Origin of the sequence: Vibrio ruber DSM 16370 (assembly GCF_900163965.1) — a bacterium.
Lineage (GTDB): Bacteria > Pseudomonadota > Gammaproteobacteria > Enterobacterales > Vibrionaceae > Vibrio > Vibrio ruber.
The window spans coordinates 22,118-38,118 of the sequence record NZ_FULE01000052.1; the positions used below are offsets into that span (position 1 = coordinate 22,118).

Genomic DNA, 16,001 nt, shown 5'->3' on the forward strand with positions numbered 1-16,001 from the left:
AAGTCGAGTTCAGTATAAAATATGCTACGCTGAGTTCTGTTCTCACAAGGAGTGTTAATCTTGTTATTGGATATCCTGATTCAAAGTGTTAATGAGTTTCAATCTGACTGTCTGAAGTTATGTGAAAAACACTATCCGACAATTCATAATCAGGGAATGACGGAACATCACCTTGCCAAAGCATTTTCCAGACGACTTGCCCGAACGCTGATTGAATTCGGCCATTCTTGTGAATACATGCCGATTGACCTGCATATTCACCATGAACTCCCTCATCATTTTCGGGTCACCTCAGAAATAGGCACCGTGTGGATCTTAACGCATCATCTCGTCAGTGCCGGAAAGACATGCCGGGACAAACTTGTTCAAGATATTGCGCTCTGGAAAGAAGAATATGCCTATGCCATTCAACCCTCAGATCTGTTACTGCTACTGGCTGATCACTGGATTTCGCGCAGAACCACCAGCCGGGAGTTACTCTATTGGTGGATGGGACAATTACCGGACGAGCTGGCCGAATACAATGCACAGGGAATTACCCTGTATGAAAGTGACTCACTGCTAAGCCAACATATAGAAACCTGCTATGCAGTTTCGCCTTGCTATATTAAATATGGCCACCCACTGCGACGTTCAAAAGATCAACAGTTGGTACGCAAATACATTCAATTATATGCAGTTTTACAGTGGGCCTGAGATCTATATAACCACACCTCAATAAAACAGTCTGCTCAACCAACCATCGGGTCAAAAATATCACGCCTGCGGGGTTACACAAGATTATAGTTCACGCTCCCATCGATATTTTCACCATTTAAAAAACTACTTTCTTATCTATTTACAGAAAAAAATATCGTTTTATTTTTACTAGGAAAATAAAACAACTCAGATTAGAATCGCCTCCCATAAAAATTCATAACAAAAGTCATCACCTGCAACAGTCTCCTGCAACAAGAGAATTGTTGCGATACAGGTCATGACAGGATTCATACCTCAGGTATGAACTTAAGCTCAACGTAAACAATAAAAAGGTCCCTGAATCATGAGCCCAGAGAAACATCTACTCGACTGGCACGCTGGCCAAACGATTGCGGAATCCATGTCGCCCCTGATCGGACAGTTATATCGCAACCGGGGTGTCGAAATTATTTTATTCGGAAAAACGCTGATTAACGCCGCAACGATTGAAATCATTAAAACGCACCGGATTGCCCGTCGCTATATTGGTTCTCCCCTTGATTTACAACAAACACTCCCTGTTTTACAACAGCTCGCACAGTTAGAATTAGCCCCATGCCGTATCGATATCGGTCAACTCGCCCACCGATACTGGCAACATCACGACGATGAAGCCGGCCTGAAGGATTATTTACAAACAACGCTTCACAATACCTTGAATAACACCCCGAGAGCCGCGCAAAAAGATGTTGTGCTGTATGGCTTCGGTCGGATTGGTCGTTTACTGGCGCGCTTGCTAATCGAAAAAAGCGGCCCCGGTTATCCGTTACGTTTACGGGCGATTGTGGTACGCGGCGGAAAGGACGGTGATTTGGAGAAACGAGCCAGTTTACTCCGTCGTGACTCGGTTCACGGTCTGTTCAACGGCAGTATCACGGTAGATCATGAGCGTAAAGCCATCATTGCCAATGGCAACTATATTCAGGTTATCTATGCCAGTCAGCCACAAGACATCAACTATACCGACTATGGGATTGATGATGCCCTTATCGTAGACAATACGGGAGTCTGGCGCGATCAAGAAGGGTTAAGTCAGCACCTGCAATGTCAAGGCGCGGCCAAAGTGCTCCTGACAGCACCGGGCAAAGGTGAGATGAAGAATATTGTCTTTGGGGTGAATGAATCGACCATTCTGCCTGATGACACCATCATTTCAGCCGCAAGCTGTACCACCAATGCTATAACACCGGTCTTAAAAGCGGTTCATGATCAGTATGGGATTGTATCGGGTCACATTGAAACGGTTCATTCATTTACTAACGATCAGAATTTGATCGATAATTTTCATAGCGGTGAGCGTCGCGGGCGGAGTGCTTCACTCAATATGGTACTGACCTCAACCGGTGCCGCTAAAGCTGTCGCAAAAGCTCTGCCGGAACTTGCCGGAAAACTGACGGGAAATGCGATCCGGGTACCGACGCCGAATGTCTCGATGGCAGTTGCCAACCTCAATCTGGCAAAAGATACCGACAAAAAAACCCTGAATCACTATCTGCGGGATATCGCGCTGAATTCACCACTGGCACCACAGATTGATTACACTGAATCCACAGAAATTGTCTCAACCGATTTAGTCGGCTCACGCTATGCCGGAGTCATTGATGGTGCAGCGACCATTGCTCAAGATTCACGCTGTGTTCTGTATATCTGGTATGACAATGAATTTGGCTACAGTGGTCAGGTGATTCACTGTATGGAACAGATGATGGGGGTTCGTTACAAAACCTACCCGATACAATAACCAGTTTCGTCTCCACAACATAACAATAATAACCGAACGATGTCTCGGTTTAGCGCATCTCCTTTGCGTGTACCCACGACATCGATCATGCACCTGAGTGCTTGCCGCTTTCTCAACCAAAGCGGCTTTTTTTTGACTATCATTCAGCTCAGAGAATCGTGTTCATGAAAATGAAGAGGATTCATGAAAATGAAGATAATGCCACCAACTCCCGGGTGTATTCATGTTGCGGATCGGTAAAGAGGGCTTGGGTTTCTCCTTGCTCAATCACTTTGCCTTGACGCATGACAATGGTGTAATGACATAGCGATTTCACGACATTCAGATCGTGACTGATAAATAAATATGTCAAACCGTGCTTTGCTTGCAGCATTTTCAGCAAATCCAACACCTGCGCCTGCACCGTCCGATCAAGTGAAGAGGTCGGTTCATCCAGTAAGATAAACCGAGGTTGCAAGATTAACGCCCGGGCGATCGCAATCCGCTGACGCTGCCCTCCGGAAAACTCATTGGGATAACGGTAGCGACTATTCGGTTCGAGCCCGACTTCAGCCATGACGGCGCAAATTTGCCGGTCAATCTCCGCATCACTCAAGTGCTGATGAACCCGTAATCCTTCACCAATCACCTGTGCGACGGACATTCTCGGATTGAGTGCCGAAAATGGGTCTTGAAAAACCACCTGCATCTGGTGCCGGAATGGCAACATCCCACGACGATCCAGTGACTGTAATTCCGTCTCCCGAAAACGAATCGAGCCTTCAGAACCGAGCAATTTAAGAATGGCTAATCCGGTTGTTGATTTACCGGAGCCACTCTCACCGACCAAGCCGATTGAGTGCCCTTCGCGCAGATCAAACTGCATATCCGTTACCGCTTTGACATAGCCGACGGTACGCTTGAGTAATCCGCCTGTTATCGCAAACCAGACTTTCAGATGCTCAACCTGAAGCAAAGTCGGCGCATCAGCGGCCACCGTAACCGGCTTTCCTCTCGGCTCGGCATGAATTAACTGATGGGTATAGGGATGTTGAGGTGCGGCAAACAATTGCTGGGTTTCACCGGTTTCGACCAAACGTCCCTGTTGCATCACGGCGACCCGATCAGCGATCCGTCTGACAATACTCAGATCATGCGTAATAAACAGCATTGCCATCCCCAGTTCTTGTTGCAGCGCTTTCAATAGATCAAGAATCTGAGCCTGAACCGAGACATCCAGAGCCGTGGTTGGTTCGTCGGCTATCAACAACTCCGGCTCATTGATCAGCGCCATTGCAATCATCACTCGTTGCCGTTCACCACCGGAGAGTTCATGCGGATAAGCATTGATTTTCGTTGCCGGTTCACGAATACCAACTTTTTCTAACCAGCTCAGCGCAATAGTCTCCGCTTGGCGAGTCCGAACGCCCCGGTGAATCGCCAGTGTTTCCACCAACTGTCTGCCAACCTTGTGCAGCGGATTCAGTGACACCATCGGCTCTTGAAAAATCATCCCGATCCGGCCACCGCGAATCCCGCGTAATTGCCGGGCTGAACAGGTTAACGTGTTGACCCCGTCAAAAAGAATTTCACCGTCACAATAGTGTGCGGCATGAACAGGCAATAACTTGAGAATCGCATTGGCGGTCACCGATTTTCCGGAACCACTCTCACCCACCAGCGCGAGCGTCTCTCCTTGACGGAGAGAGAAGCTGACCTGATGCGTCACTTGTTCGATATGCTCTTGCACACCGCTGTCCTGACGGCGAAAACCGATCGACAGATTTTCGATACTCAATACATCCTGACTCATGTGTGTTTCCCATACTGATGTGGGTCGAATGCATCTCGCACGGCTTCACCGATAAACACCAGTAATGTCAGCATGACCGACAAAACCATAAAGGCCGATATACCTAACCAAGGGGCTTGAAGATTCGCTTTCCCCTGAGCCAGTAATTCTCCGAGTGATGGTGAGCCCACCGGCAACCCGAAGCCCAGAAAATCCAGTGACGTCAATGTCGTGACCGAACCGGAGAGAATAAATGGCATCATCGTCAATGATGCCACCATCGCATTCGGCAGCATATGGCGGCGCATAATTTGGTGATCGGAGACGCCCATCGCCAGAGCAGCCCTGACATAATCAAAATTACGACAGCGCAGAAATTCAGCCCGCACGACCCCGACCAGATTCATCCAACTGAACAGCACCATAATCCCCAGTAACCACCAGAAATTCGGCTCGACAAAACTCGACAGAATAATCAGTAAAAACAGCGTCGGCATCCCGGACCAGACCTCAATAAAGCGCTGACCGAACAGATCAATCCATCCCCCGTAATACCCCTGAATCGCGCCGGCGCCAACCCCAATCACCGAAGAAACCAGCGTGAGCACGAAACCAAATAAGACCGAAATTCGGAAACCATAGATAATCCGGGCTAAAACATCCCGTCCTTTATCGTCTGTTCCAAGCCAGTTAACCGCATCCGGCGGTGACGGTACGCTACCACCGTCAATATTAAAATTGATGGTATCGTAACTAAACCGGATCAGCGGCCAGATAATCGTCCCTTTCTCACGAATCAATTCATCAACGTAAGGATCGGTATAATCAGCTTCCGTCGGAAACTCACCACCGAACTCGGTTTCCGGGTACACATACATGATCGGGAAATACCAGTGATGGTCATAGGAAATGAAAAGCGGCTTGTCATTGGCAATCAGTTCGGCAAACAAGCTGATCACAAACAGGAGACTGAAAATCCACAGCGACCAGTAACCCCGCCTGCTATTTTTGAAGCGTTGCCAACGCTCCGCATTGATTGGATTCATCTTGGTCAACACCATTCAACGAGCCTCAAAATCAATACGCGGGTCAACCCATGTATAGGTCAAATCTGAAATAATCCCCAGTACCAACCCCAGCAAAGTCATAATATAAAGAGAACTGAATACCACCGGATAATCACGCTGTATGGTCGATTCAAACCCCAGTAAACCAATGCCATTGAGCGAAAACATCACCTCAATCAACATCGAACCGGTGAAAAAAATACTGATGAACGCACTGGGAAAACCCGCAATAATAATTAACATCGCGTTCCGAAAAACGTGCTGATACAGAATACTGCGCTCATCCAGCCCTTTCGCCCGGGCGGTAACCACATACTGTTTATTAATCTCATCAAGAAACGAGTTCTTCGTCAGCATCGTCAAGGTCGCAAATCCACCGATCACCATCGCTAAAATCGGCAATGTCAGATGCCAGAAATAATCCCCAATCTGTTGATACCATGTCAATTGTTCAAAATTGTCGGAGACCAGACCCCGCAATGGAAACCAGTCGAAATAGTTGCCACTGGCAAAAACAATAATCAGCAAAATCGCAAACAGGAAACCGGGAATCGCATAACCGATAATAATCATCGCACTCGACCAAACATCAAAGCGGGAACCATGGCGGATCGCTTTCATAATCCCGAGCGGAATTGAAATCAGATAGATAATTAAGGTACTCCACAAACCCAATGAGATAGAAACCGGCAAGCGCTCCTTGATCAGCGTCATCACATCGCCGCCTTTGAACAGGCTCTGACCAAAGTCGAACGTAGCGTAGTTTTTCAACATCTCCACGTACCGTTCCAGCAGCGGCTTGTCAAAACCGAACTGGCGTCTAATCTCAGCAACCACTTCGGGATCGAGCCCTCTTGAGCCTTTATATCCAGAATGTCCGGCTTTTTCGTCTGAAAGGGATACATCATGACCACCACCACCGAGCCGCTCCATCACCCCGGAACCCAGCCCCTGCATTTGCGCGATCGCCTGTTCGACCGGCCCGCCGGGTGCAATCTGGATAATAAAAAAGTTAATGGTGATAATTGCCCACAACGTCGGGATCACTAACAATAACCGACGGAATATATATGCAGCCATAATTCCCTCTAATGGCTTTTACCGCTTGCCAAGGCCTTTGTTTTTGCTGCTGAAATCCACCAGCTATCCATACCGAGCGAATATTTCGGCATCACTTGCGGACGTTCAAACTTATCCCACATCGCAACATGATAGGTACTGATATACCATTGAGGAATCATATAAAAATTCCACTGCAACACTCGGTCAAATGCACGCCCCAGCGCCACCAGTTTTTGAGCGTCATGCTGATTCGCGGCAATCGCTTCGGTGAGCTGATCAACAGCTGGATCGGAGACCCCCGCCTGATTGTACGTTGAGTCGATAAAGCCGGAATTCCAGATAATCATCAGATCTGACGAAGGATAAGCATTCGCGCTGAACCCTCTTGAAATCATATCAAAATCTCTGTCACGCAGGCGTTTCGTATATTGTGTGGTGTCCACGGTACGGATGTTCATGGTAATCCCCATCCGTTTTAAATTTTTCTGTAAAGGGATGGAAATCCGTTCATCGGTCGGATTATAAATTAACAACTCAAATTTGAGTGGCCGGCCACTTTGCACATGAGTCATAACGCCGTCTTTAATCTGCCATCCTGCCGCTTTAAGCAGCTTAAAAGCCTGACGCATCTGTTTGCGAATTTGGCCGGAACCATCCGTCACCGGCGGTTGGTAGACTTGGGTAAATACCCGGGGCGGGATCTCGGCTTTCAACGGGTTCAGAATTTTCAGCTCCGCCTCAGACGGCAGTCCTTGGGCTTCAAACTCAGTATTCTGGAAATAACTTCTTGTGCGCGTATATTGGTTATAGAACATATGTTGATTCATCCACTGAAAATCCAGTGCATAGGTCAACGCTTCTCTGACACGCCGGTCTTGAAACACAGGCCGGGTAGTATTAAAAACAAATCCTTTTGCCGGTGCCGGTTTCTGATGCGGAATTTCTTCTTTAATAATATGACCATTATCGAAATTCACCCCGGTATACGCGGTCACCCACTGCTTGGCATTGGTTTCCTGACGAAAATCAAATTCACCGGATTTGAAAGCCTCTAGCATAACTGTATCATCCCGGTAATAATCGTACTGAACCACTTTAAAGTTATTCCGCCCGACATTCACCGGTAAATCACGAGCCCAATAATCATCCACCAGCCCGTAAGTCACACTTTGTCCCATTTTATAATCGATGATTTTGTAAGCGCCACTGCCGACCGGTGGCGTCGCAAGCGGTTCAGCAAAGTTCTTATCTTTCCAGAAATGCGCGGGTAATATCGGAAGCGTTTCAGCAATACTGAACAACTTCTCCCGATTGGGTTGTGACATTTCAAACCGGACGGTTCGATCATTGAGGGCTTTTACCGATTTGACATCTTTATAATAAACGCGGAATTGAGGCACGCCTTCGGTATTCAATTTGTTAAAACTAAATGCGACATCATGAGCTGTAATCGGTATCCCGTCATGGAAACGCGCCTTGGGATTCAAGTCAGCCTCAAGCCAGAGATAATCATCCGAATAACGAATTTTGGTTGCAATCAACGGATAGTAGGTATCGATTTCATCATCGGGAGAAAACATTAAGCTATCGTATAGCTCTCCACTGGCAACCGCAGGAACACCCCGTGAGGCATAGCGGTTAAAATTATCGAACGTCCCGATTTGACCATAAGTGACTTTACCGTACTTCGGCGCATTCGGATTGACATAATCAAAATGCCTAAAGTTCTCAGGATATTTCGCCTGACCATACCCGACCAAACGGGTCGTCTCAATCACTTTGCCAAAACTGGCCATACTGAAGATCATCAAGCCACAACTCAATATAGCCAGTCTTACTTTACCCATATGATTACTTTTCCTAAATCAATAATTCTTTTGCAGCCAACCGGAGCAGAAACGTTTCCCGCTCCAGATTCTCCCCATGATGGGATGGATCCATCAACGCCTGTTCATTATGCGCAATGGCTTGATGGATATCGAGCCAAACCGGTCGGCTTCCGTTTTGGATCTCATAATCTTCCGGAGTTGGCGCTCTGAGGTCATCCGCAACTTTACAGGCATAACAATAAGACACCATATGTACCACCTGCCCCGCTTCGGCTCCTTTGGGTCGGAACTCCTCATAAATCCCCAGCGGTTGAATATTGTGAACATGATGAGCACCGGTTTCTTCTTGCAATTCGCGCACCATACCGACAATCGGGTCTTCACCGTCTCTTAACCCGCCTCCCGGTAGACTGTAGTCATCAAAACGGTGGGTATATAGTGCTAAAACTTCGTTCTGCTCGTTCAGCACAATCGCTCGACTGGCTAAACGAACTTGTGTCTGAAAATCCTTCTGGGCTTGCACCTCAGGATCGACTGCTGTGGCCAAATGTCTCATAACGGCTTCTCCTTGTCTGTCCTTGCTAACGGACTGTAAATACCGATGCTATCGGTCATAAAAAACAATAAGTTAGCAAAAAATAAAATGCAACATTTTTAGTACCTCGAGTTCCATATCTCGAAGCAAGCCGGAACAAAATACCATGAATCAAGGATGATTACTGTTTGATCAGACATATTTTCTCAATTTACGCCGTTACACATGAGTAACGGACAATCTATGTAATATGTCTTTGATTAATAATATAAATCTATAACTATTTATCAATAATAGGTGACTACTATGAAAAATCAACACTCGTCGTCATCCATTCATGCTCAACATGAACAATACGAGAAGACTAAAAAAGTATGGATTGATACCGGTATGTTAATACTGGGCGTCCTCGGTTCAAGCCTGCTGGCAGTTGCATGTCTCTGGTTGGACTACCTTTACGGCGATCACTACATTGGTGAGACATCTGTCACCGAATATGTCCAGCAGATCCTCTTGGGTATCACTGTCGTGGCCTTTTATCGGATCAAAGCCGGCCACGAAACGTTGCGCCATGCGGCTATCCTGATCAGCGGCTTCTTTATGGTCTTATTTATCCGGGAACTCGACTTCTTGTTTGATTATATATGGCATGGTTTCTGGGTTTACCCTGCAGTCTTCGTCACAATCGGTGCCTTGGCTTATGCATGGAAAGGAAAAAATCAGGTTCTCCATGAGATGGCTGAAATTCTCAGCGTCCCCAATATGCGTTTATTGGTCTGTAGTGTGATCATCCTGATTTCGTTTTCCCGACTCTTTGGGATGGGAAGTTTCTGGCATATGGTGATGCAAGGTGACTATATCCGTAATGTGAAAAACATTGTCGAGGAAGGAACCGAGTTGCTTTGCTATGCGCTAATCAGTTATTCGGCAGTCTCGACGCAACTCTCCATGAAAGTTCGTTATGCCGCGATGCAACAGCATAAACAAGTCAATGTCAGCGAAAGTATTTATCGTTAGATAAATCATCAGATTCAAGCCTGAACATCGGGATGCTTCATCTCCAACATGAAGCATCCCCGACATTTTTCTCAGCCAGCCCGCCCCTTGAATTCACATCCATCGATGCACGCGAATCAATCCACAGCAAGCGATTTACCGGGACGAATGCTCAGCATTTGAAGTGACGGTTAAAGTATCATGCCGCCATACAGCGATTTCTGCGGCAACCGGATGTCCGCCACAATATACTTTTCTTTCAATCACAATTGCCGGTGTTCCCGGGGCAGCATGAAGCATTATCGCGGTTTCTCCGGTCAGGCAACCAATAGTGACACTGTCACTCACATCAAGACTATGTTGTGATTCTCGTTGGCAAAGCCATGCAAACAGCTCTTCCGGTGCGTCAGCATTGATTGCTGCATGTTTCTCGGCATGAACCCAGTAACGAACCAGACAAACCGGACGCTTCTCCAAATAACGCAGCATTTCTACCGCATAAACTTCAGCAAAAGGCCCCAGTTGCAGCCAGCCGCTCACCTGTTTGTTCGCCAGTGTATTTTTTGCCCGGATGACCGACACACTTGCCTGACGGGACTGTTTTTCCGCCAGAGCGAGAAAATCTTCCGCCGCAGACAGAGGAAAATTGATCCGTGGCGGTGCAATAAACCAGCCGCGGCGATCTTCCCGGTAAATCAACCCTTCGGTTTCCAGTAATGACAACGCTTCACGCAATGTCACCCGGGTGGTAGCAAATGTTTCTGCCAATTGCCGTTCTGAAGGCAATTTCTGTCCAGCGGACAACATGCCCTGCGCTATCTGTTCTGCAATGGTTTCTTTAATTTTAATGTATTGCACGGATACCAACTTAAAGTGACATTGTCACAAAACCCAAATGAATACCTCCAATTTAACGAGCTTTCCCGGCAGATACAATGAGATATTCTTTCATCCCACTGATTCAATCCTCTCAGGTGATATTCAAATGACATTCAGGCAAAAATCACCGCTGATAATTCAGTTAAAGAACGGATTTCATAGTGACAGACAACATCACCAGGAATCGGTTGCTGAGCACTGTTCAGCCAACACGTGGTAAAGCCATATCGATGGCTGCCCTGTATATCAGCCACCGGATTATCACCGACCATCAGCACGCGACTCTTATCGGGATAACCGATCTGTTGATGGGTATAGGCAAAAATGGCCGGATCCGGCTTGGCAACACCAACCTGTTCGGAGACCGTCACTTGAGCAAAGTAATCGCTCAGACCGTGCTTTTCCAGCCGATGGGACTGTAAATCGATAAAACCATTGGTAATAATGCCGAGCCGAACCTGCCCGCGGAGCTGCTCCAGTAACGTTCTGGCACCGGGCAGTAGTGTTGAGATCTCTGCCATGGCCTGAAAAAAATTGACGTTCAATACGTCAGTTGTCTGACCAAGCCGTGCTACCCACGTTGTAAAGCGTTGATGTTTCAGAGTCACTGCATCAATTTTTCCGTCTTGATAATCGCGCCATAACTGCTGGTTTTGTACTTGATACTGTTTAAAATCTTCAGGGGTAAAGTCGACACCAAAAGAGGCAAACATTTTCTTCAGTCCGGTAAACGCATCAAAATGAAATAAGGTTTCGTCCGCGTCAAATAAGATCCAGTCAAACTTCATAAATTTTCCTTTTGTATCATACTGCTTACACATCATCCATCTGGTGAACATTTGCGTGTAATCAGTTTATACTGTTTTTTAATTTGCTATAATCCCTCAATAAAGAAACTAACTGTTTCCTGTAGGTTAACATCGATGATTAGCCCTAAATTTTCTTCATTACCGATTTTCGTTGCTGTTGTCGAATTAGGCAGCTTTTCCGCAGCGGCTAGTCAGCTCAATATTACCAAGTCCGCAGTCAGTAAACGTCTGAATCAGCTTGAAGAGATTCTCGGGGTACGGTTATTCAACCGTACCACACGAAAAATTCATCTGACCGAAGCGGGAGAACGACTCTATTTTTATGCATCTCAGTCTCTCTCCTATGCCAAACAGGGACTGGATGCGGTCTCAGAGCTTCAGGGAGAACCGCAGGGAAAACTGAAGATTGCGACCCCTATGTCATTTGGCGTTCGCCATGTCGCCCCTTATATCAGTGAATTTATGCAGCAGTATCCAAAACTCGACATCGAAATAGAGCTCGAAGATCAAATGGTGGATCTGTTACAGGGCGGATTTGACCTCGCGATCAGAATTGGTCGTTTACCCGTCTCGAATATGATTGCCAAACGTCTCACCGACTGCCAATCCGTGCTGTGTGCATCTCCCGAGTATATCGCTCAGTTCGGTTTGCCGGAACATCCCGCCGACCTGCGCCATCATAACTGCCTGCTCTATTCGTATTTTCGCGGCGGGCAGGCTTGGACATTCCACCAGCGAGACAAAGAATATAAAGTTGTTCCCAAAGGGAATTTGGTGATGAATAACAGTGAAGGGATCCGACGGGCGGCGCTGGATGGCTTAGGTATTGCACAACTGCCGACATTTATCATCGGGAAAGATGTAACCGCAGGGCTTCTGGTCCCCGTGATGTCTCGTTATCATTTGCCGGCTCATGCCGTCTACGCTGTCTATCCGGACAGACAATATCTGCCGCATAAAGTGCGTCTTTTTATTGATTTCATTCAAGCAAAATTCGGCATCGAGACACCATATTGGGATCAGGCACTGAAACAGATTGAACCGACAGTCTCAGCACATTAAAAATCATGCTAGGCTTATACACAAATCAAGACACATTGAATAACAGAAAGGATTACAACATGAAAAAGATAGCTGTCATTTTAAGTGGTTGCGGCGTCTTCGACGGAGCGGAGATCCACGAAAGTGTTCTGGCACTGCTTGCTATCGAACGTCAAGGTGCAAGCTGGCATTGTTTTGCCCCCGATATTGAGCAACACCACGTCGTCAATCACAAAACCGGTGACGTCACCGAAGAAAAAAGAAATGTTCTGACAGAGTCAGCCCGTATCGCCCGCGGTCAGATTACTGACCTCTCCACTATCAATCCCGGTGAGTATGATGCCTTGCTGTTACCGGGTGGGTTTGGTGCCGCAAAAAATCTGACTGATTTTGCCATTAACGGTGCAGAATGCAGTATTAATACCCACGTTGCTTCGGCATGTCGCGCTTTCGCCCAGTCGGGCAAACCAGCCGGTTATCTGTGTATTGCACCGGCAATTATCCCGATGATTTATGAAGCAGGCGTGCGCGGCACTATCGGTCATGATCCGGATGTCGCAGCTGCATTTCAGGCACTCGGTGGTGAGCACATTGACTGTCCGGTTGATGATATTGTTTATGATGAACGCTATAACGTATTATCAACCCCCGCCTATATGCTGGCCGGCAGTGTTTCAGAAGCCGCTGCAGGTATAGACAAACTGGTCAAGAAACTCGTCGAACTGGCTTAAGTTGTTGAATTTGTATCAACTCCCAGTGATACAATCAGGCCACAGCAAAAAACGATCGGCATTCCTGATCGTTTTTTGCTGTTGGCGACCAAACTATACATATCCTGTCTTCCGGTCGGTATCGCACTAACCTGGTGCAAAACAACCCGATGATGATTCAGCAATGGGCAATCATCCTCCCACTCTCGCAAAAAAACATCGCACCTCTGGTATTGATTTATTTTAAGTTATTGAATTTTATAACTTTTAATTCCTGATGTTTTTAACCGCATGATTGGAATGAATTTCGCTATCGTCCATGTGTGATCACGTCATTTTGTATCCGGAGCAAACAGCAAACCAATGCTCAGTCTGGTCAGACTCCGTTACTCCGACTATTTTTAAACCATCATCATAACCAGTAATGAGGATGTTATGCCGACCCATTATCGATATCAGCTTGGGACACATCTCTACCAGTTTGCCAGTCTGGCTGAAGTGATGGCTAAAGCTTCGCCACTCCGTTCAGGAGATCAGCTGGCTGGAGTGGCAGCCCAATCAGCGGAAGAAAGGGTCGTTGCCCAAATGGTTTTGGCAGAGCTGCCCTTAACCGTTTTTTTGAATGAAGCCCTGATCCCGTATGAACAAGATGAAGTAACCCGCTTAATCATTGATGAACACGATGCCGAAGCCTTTATGACAATTGCTCATCTGACTGTCGGTGATTTTCGTAACTGGCTACTGCAAGAAACAACCACCGCTGTCGAGCTCGCCCGGATTCAGTCAGGCGTAACACCTGAAATGGCAGCCGCAGTGAGTAAAATCATGCGTAATCAGGATCTGATTCTGGTTGCAAAGAAATGTCATGTGGTTACACAATTTCGTAACACCATCGGTCTGAGCGGCCATTTATCGACCCGTCTGCAACCGAACCACCCCACTGATGATATCAACGGCATTGCCGCATCGATCTTTGATGGTTTGATGTATGGTAATGGTGATGCGGTTATTGGTATCAATCCGGCTACCGACAATGTCAAACAAGCCACGAAACTGATGCATTTAATGGATGATGTCATTCAACATTATGAGATTCCCACCCAATCCTGTGTCCTGACCCATGTCACCAATACCATTGAAGCCATTGAGCTGGGTGCACCGGTTGATTTGGTATTTCAATCCATTGCCGGCACAGAATCGACCAACCAAGGCTTCGGCATCAATCTCAACCTGCTCGCTGAGGCCCATGATGCAGCCCTGAGCCTCAAACGGGGCACGGTGGGCCACAATGTGATGTATTTCGAAACCGGTCAGGGAAGTGCGTTATCCGCCAACGGACATCATGGTATCGACCAACAGACCTGTGAAGCGCGCGCTTATGCAGTGGCGAGAAAGTTTGATCCGCTGCTGGTCAATACCGTGGTTGGTTTTATCGGCCCCGAATATCTGTTCGACGGCAAGCAGATTACCCGTGCCGGTCTTGAGGATCATTTCTGTGGCAAACTGCTCGGACTACCGATGGGATGCGACATCTGTTATACCAACCATGCAGACGCAGATCAGAATGATATGGACAATCTGCTCACGCTGTTAGGCGTTGCCGAGTGTTCTTTCATCATGGGAATCCCCGGCTCTGACGATATCATGCTTAATTATCAGACCACCTCGTTTCATGATGCGTTATATGCCCGTCAGGTGCTCGGTTTACGGCCGGCACCGGAATTCGATACGTGGCTGAAAAAAATGCAGATCGCACCGTCCGATAGCCATACCCAGTTGTGCGATACCTTACCCCCGTCATTTGCCCGGCCACTTCAGTTCATTCAGGAGGTTTAATGAATTCCCGCCACCTTTCGAGCAATGCTGCAGACGATTCCGGAGAAACCTATGTTCATCATGATCCCTGGGAAAAATTGCGCCAGTTTACTCATGCCCGGATTGGAATAGGCCGTGCCGGAACCAGTGTCCCAACCCGAGCATTACTCCAGTTTCAGTTATCTCATGCTCAGGCCATCGATGCGGTGCATGTCCCTTTAGACGTTTCAGACTTATACCACCAGTTTGAGGCAAATCCGCTGTTCTCACCCTATCTGCCCGCCTTTGAACTCCATAGTCAGGCACAGCACCGAATGGAATACCTACAACGTCCGGATTACGGGCGCTGTCTGAATGAAGCTTCTGTTTATCAGTTGCAGCAATATCAGCAGCCCGAAACAGAATTTGATCTCGCGATTGTGATTGCTGACGGCCTGTCCTCCTATGCAATCACCCATCATGCAGCGCCATTCCTGACACATTTACTTGATCAATTGCATCATGACCCGCACCAGAACTGGCGTATCGCGCCACTGTGTATTGTTGAACAAGGGCGTGTTGCTGTGGGTGATGATGTCGGTGCGGCATTGAATGCCAAAGAAGTTCTGGTGTTGATTGGAGAACGCCCCGGACTTAGCTCTCCGGATAGTATGGGGCTCTATCTGACATGGCACCCACACCGGGGCACGGAAGATTCTCTGCGTAACTGCATTTCCAACGTCAGACCCGAAGGGTTGGACTACCAACAAGCCGCCTGTAAATGTTTCTACTTGCTTACAGAATCGCGGCGTCTGCATCAGACCGGTGTCGGACTCAAAGATCGCTCTGAAGATAAAGCGCTGCAAACCGGTACGACGCCCACATTCTGTCTGGTTGATACATCAAAATAATCCACTTCATCGACGGTTCATCCCCTTTCTGAGAGATCAGAAAGGGATGAATTCAGTCATCCGGATATTTCATGGATCAATGTATTCCTGCTCACATATTGACCATTATGTCACTCAT

The 16,001-nt window shown here is 47.3% G+C and carries 14 protein-coding genes; 7 read left to right on the plus strand and 7 right to left on the minus strand.

Features of this window, described 5'->3' with window-relative positions; translation table 11 throughout:
- Positions 1-60 precede the first annotated feature (60 nt).
- Together VR7878_RS18160 and VR7878_RS18165 are read left to right on the plus strand one after the other, a co-directional pair.
- Entirely contained in the window at positions 61-696 is a 636-nt protein-coding gene (locus tag VR7878_RS18160; RefSeq protein ID WP_077337431.1) for a hypothetical protein, read from the plus strand.
- A gap of 346 nt (positions 697-1,042) precedes the next feature.
- Positions 1,043-2,479: a glyceraldehyde-3-phosphate dehydrogenase gene (locus tag VR7878_RS18165; protein WP_077337432.1), complete on the plus strand. Its 1,437-nt coding sequence runs from the start codon at positions 1,043-1,045 to the stop codon at positions 2,477-2,479.
- A 181-nt stretch (positions 2,480-2,660) separates the two neighbouring features.
- On the opposite strand, the gene VR7878_RS18170 is transcribed toward VR7878_RS18165, so the two are convergent.
- Genes VR7878_RS18170 through VR7878_RS18190 form a run of 5 tightly spaced genes read right to left on the minus strand, consistent with a single transcriptional unit; the run spans position 2,661 to position 8,764 of the window.
- Positions 2,661-4,271: an ABC transporter ATP-binding protein gene (locus VR7878_RS18170; protein ID WP_077337433.1), complete on the minus strand. Its 1,611-nt coding sequence runs from the start codon at positions 4,269-4,271 to the stop codon at positions 2,661-2,663.
- A complete protein-coding gene (locus VR7878_RS18175; protein WP_370737104.1) occupies positions 4,268-5,296 on the minus strand; it encodes an ABC transporter permease in 1,029 nt (342 codons plus the stop codon). Before VR7878_RS18175 ends, VR7878_RS18170 begins: the two co-directional genes overlap by 4 nt.
- Before the next feature lie 15 nt (positions 5,297-5,311).
- A complete protein-coding gene (locus tag VR7878_RS18180; protein WP_077337435.1) occupies positions 5,312-6,397 on the minus strand; it encodes a microcin C ABC transporter permease YejB in 1,086 nt (361 codons plus the stop codon).
- Between the two features lie 8 nt (positions 6,398-6,405).
- On the minus strand, positions 6,406-8,226 hold the full coding sequence (locus VR7878_RS18185) for an extracellular solute-binding protein (RefSeq protein ID WP_077337436.1): 1,821 nt from the start codon (positions 8,224-8,226) through the stop codon (positions 6,406-6,408).
- A gap of 13 nt (positions 8,227-8,239) precedes the next feature.
- Positions 8,240-8,764 carry an NUDIX hydrolase gene (locus VR7878_RS18190; protein WP_077337437.1) on the minus strand — a complete coding sequence of 175 codons (525 nt, stop codon included), beginning with the start codon at positions 8,762-8,764 and terminating at the stop codon, positions 8,240-8,242.
- 285 nt (positions 8,765-9,049) lie between these two features.
- Between VR7878_RS18190 and VR7878_RS18195 the strand changes: the two genes are divergently transcribed.
- Positions 9,050-9,760 carry a hypothetical protein gene (locus VR7878_RS18195; RefSeq protein WP_077337438.1) on the plus strand — a complete coding sequence of 237 codons (711 nt, stop codon included), beginning with the start codon at positions 9,050-9,052 and terminating at the stop codon, positions 9,758-9,760.
- Between the two features lie 135 nt (positions 9,761-9,895).
- Here VR7878_RS18195 and VR7878_RS18200 read toward each other — a convergent pair whose 3' ends face one another.
- Together VR7878_RS18200 and yjjG are read right to left on the minus strand one after the other, a co-directional pair.
- Entirely contained in the window at positions 9,896-10,597 is a 702-nt protein-coding gene (locus VR7878_RS18200; RefSeq protein ID WP_077337439.1) for a GntR family transcriptional regulator, read from the minus strand.
- Between the two features lie 134 nt (positions 10,598-10,731).
- A complete protein-coding gene (gene yjjG / locus VR7878_RS18205; RefSeq protein ID WP_077337440.1) occupies positions 10,732-11,406 on the minus strand; it encodes a pyrimidine 5'-nucleotidase in 675 nt (224 codons plus the stop codon).
- A gap of 135 nt (positions 11,407-11,541) precedes the next feature.
- On the opposite strand from yjjG, the gene VR7878_RS18210 reads away from it, so the two are divergent.
- The 4 genes from VR7878_RS18210 (at position 11,542) to eutC (ending at position 15,883) form a co-directional block, all read left to right on the plus strand.
- The gene (locus VR7878_RS18210) at positions 11,542-12,489 is read left to right on the plus strand and encodes a LysR family transcriptional regulator (protein WP_077337441.1); all 948 of its coding nucleotides are present in this window, start codon (positions 11,542-11,544) and stop codon (positions 12,487-12,489) included.
- Positions 12,490-12,548: 59 nt separating this feature from the next.
- The gene (gene elbB, locus VR7878_RS18215; protein WP_077337442.1) at positions 12,549-13,199 is read left to right on the plus strand and encodes an isoprenoid biosynthesis glyoxalase ElbB; all 651 of its coding nucleotides are present in this window, start codon (positions 12,549-12,551) and stop codon (positions 13,197-13,199) included.
- Positions 13,200-13,613: 414 nt separating this feature from the next.
- Complete coding sequence (locus tag VR7878_RS18220; RefSeq protein ID WP_077337443.1) at positions 13,614-15,014, plus strand: ethanolamine ammonia-lyase subunit EutB; 1,401 nt, start codon at positions 13,614-13,616, stop codon at positions 15,012-15,014.
- Positions 15,014-15,883, plus strand: a complete 870-nt coding sequence (eutC, locus tag VR7878_RS18225) for an ethanolamine ammonia-lyase subunit EutC (RefSeq protein ID WP_077337444.1) — start codon at positions 15,014-15,016, stop codon at positions 15,881-15,883. Before VR7878_RS18220 ends, eutC begins: the two co-directional genes overlap by 1 nt.
- Positions 15,884-16,001: the final 118 nt, after the last annotated feature.

Bases quoted from the DNA above. Each gene is read 5' to 3' on its own strand.
- elbB (WP_077337442.1), top strand. From the start codon at position 12,549: ATGAAAAAGATAGCTGTCATTTTAAGTGGTTGCGGCGTCTTCGACGGA.
- VR7878_RS18190 (WP_077337437.1), bottom strand. From the start codon at position 8,764: ATGAGACATTTGGCCACAGCAGTCGATCCTGAGGTGCAAGCCCAGAAG.
- VR7878_RS18185 (WP_077337436.1), bottom strand. From the start codon at position 8,226: ATGGGTAAAGTAAGACTGGCTATATTGAGTTGTGGCTTGATGATCTTC.
- VR7878_RS18170 (WP_077337433.1), bottom strand. From the start codon at position 4,271: ATGAGTCAGGATGTATTGAGTATCGAAAATCTGTCGATCGGTTTTCGC.
- yjjG (WP_077337440.1), bottom strand. From the start codon at position 11,406: ATGAAGTTTGACTGGATCTTATTTGACGCGGACGAAACCTTATTTCAT.
- VR7878_RS18220 (WP_077337443.1), top strand. From the start codon at position 13,614: ATGCCGACCCATTATCGATATCAGCTTGGGACACATCTCTACCAGTTT.
- VR7878_RS18165 (WP_077337432.1), top strand. From the start codon at position 1,043: ATGAGCCCAGAGAAACATCTACTCGACTGGCACGCTGGCCAAACGATT.
- VR7878_RS18180 (WP_077337435.1), bottom strand. From the start codon at position 6,397: ATGGCTGCATATATATTCCGTCGGTTATTGTTAGTGATCCCGACGTTG.
- VR7878_RS18195 (WP_077337438.1), top strand. From the start codon at position 9,050: ATGAAAAATCAACACTCGTCGTCATCCATTCATGCTCAACATGAACAA.
- VR7878_RS18210 (WP_077337441.1), top strand. From the start codon at position 11,542: ATGATTAGCCCTAAATTTTCTTCATTACCGATTTTCGTTGCTGTTGTC.
- VR7878_RS18175 (WP_370737104.1), bottom strand. From the start codon at position 5,296: ATGAATCCAATCAATGCGGAGCGTTGGCAACGCTTCAAAAATAGCAGG.
- eutC (WP_077337444.1), top strand. From the start codon at position 15,014: ATGAATTCCCGCCACCTTTCGAGCAATGCTGCAGACGATTCCGGAGAA.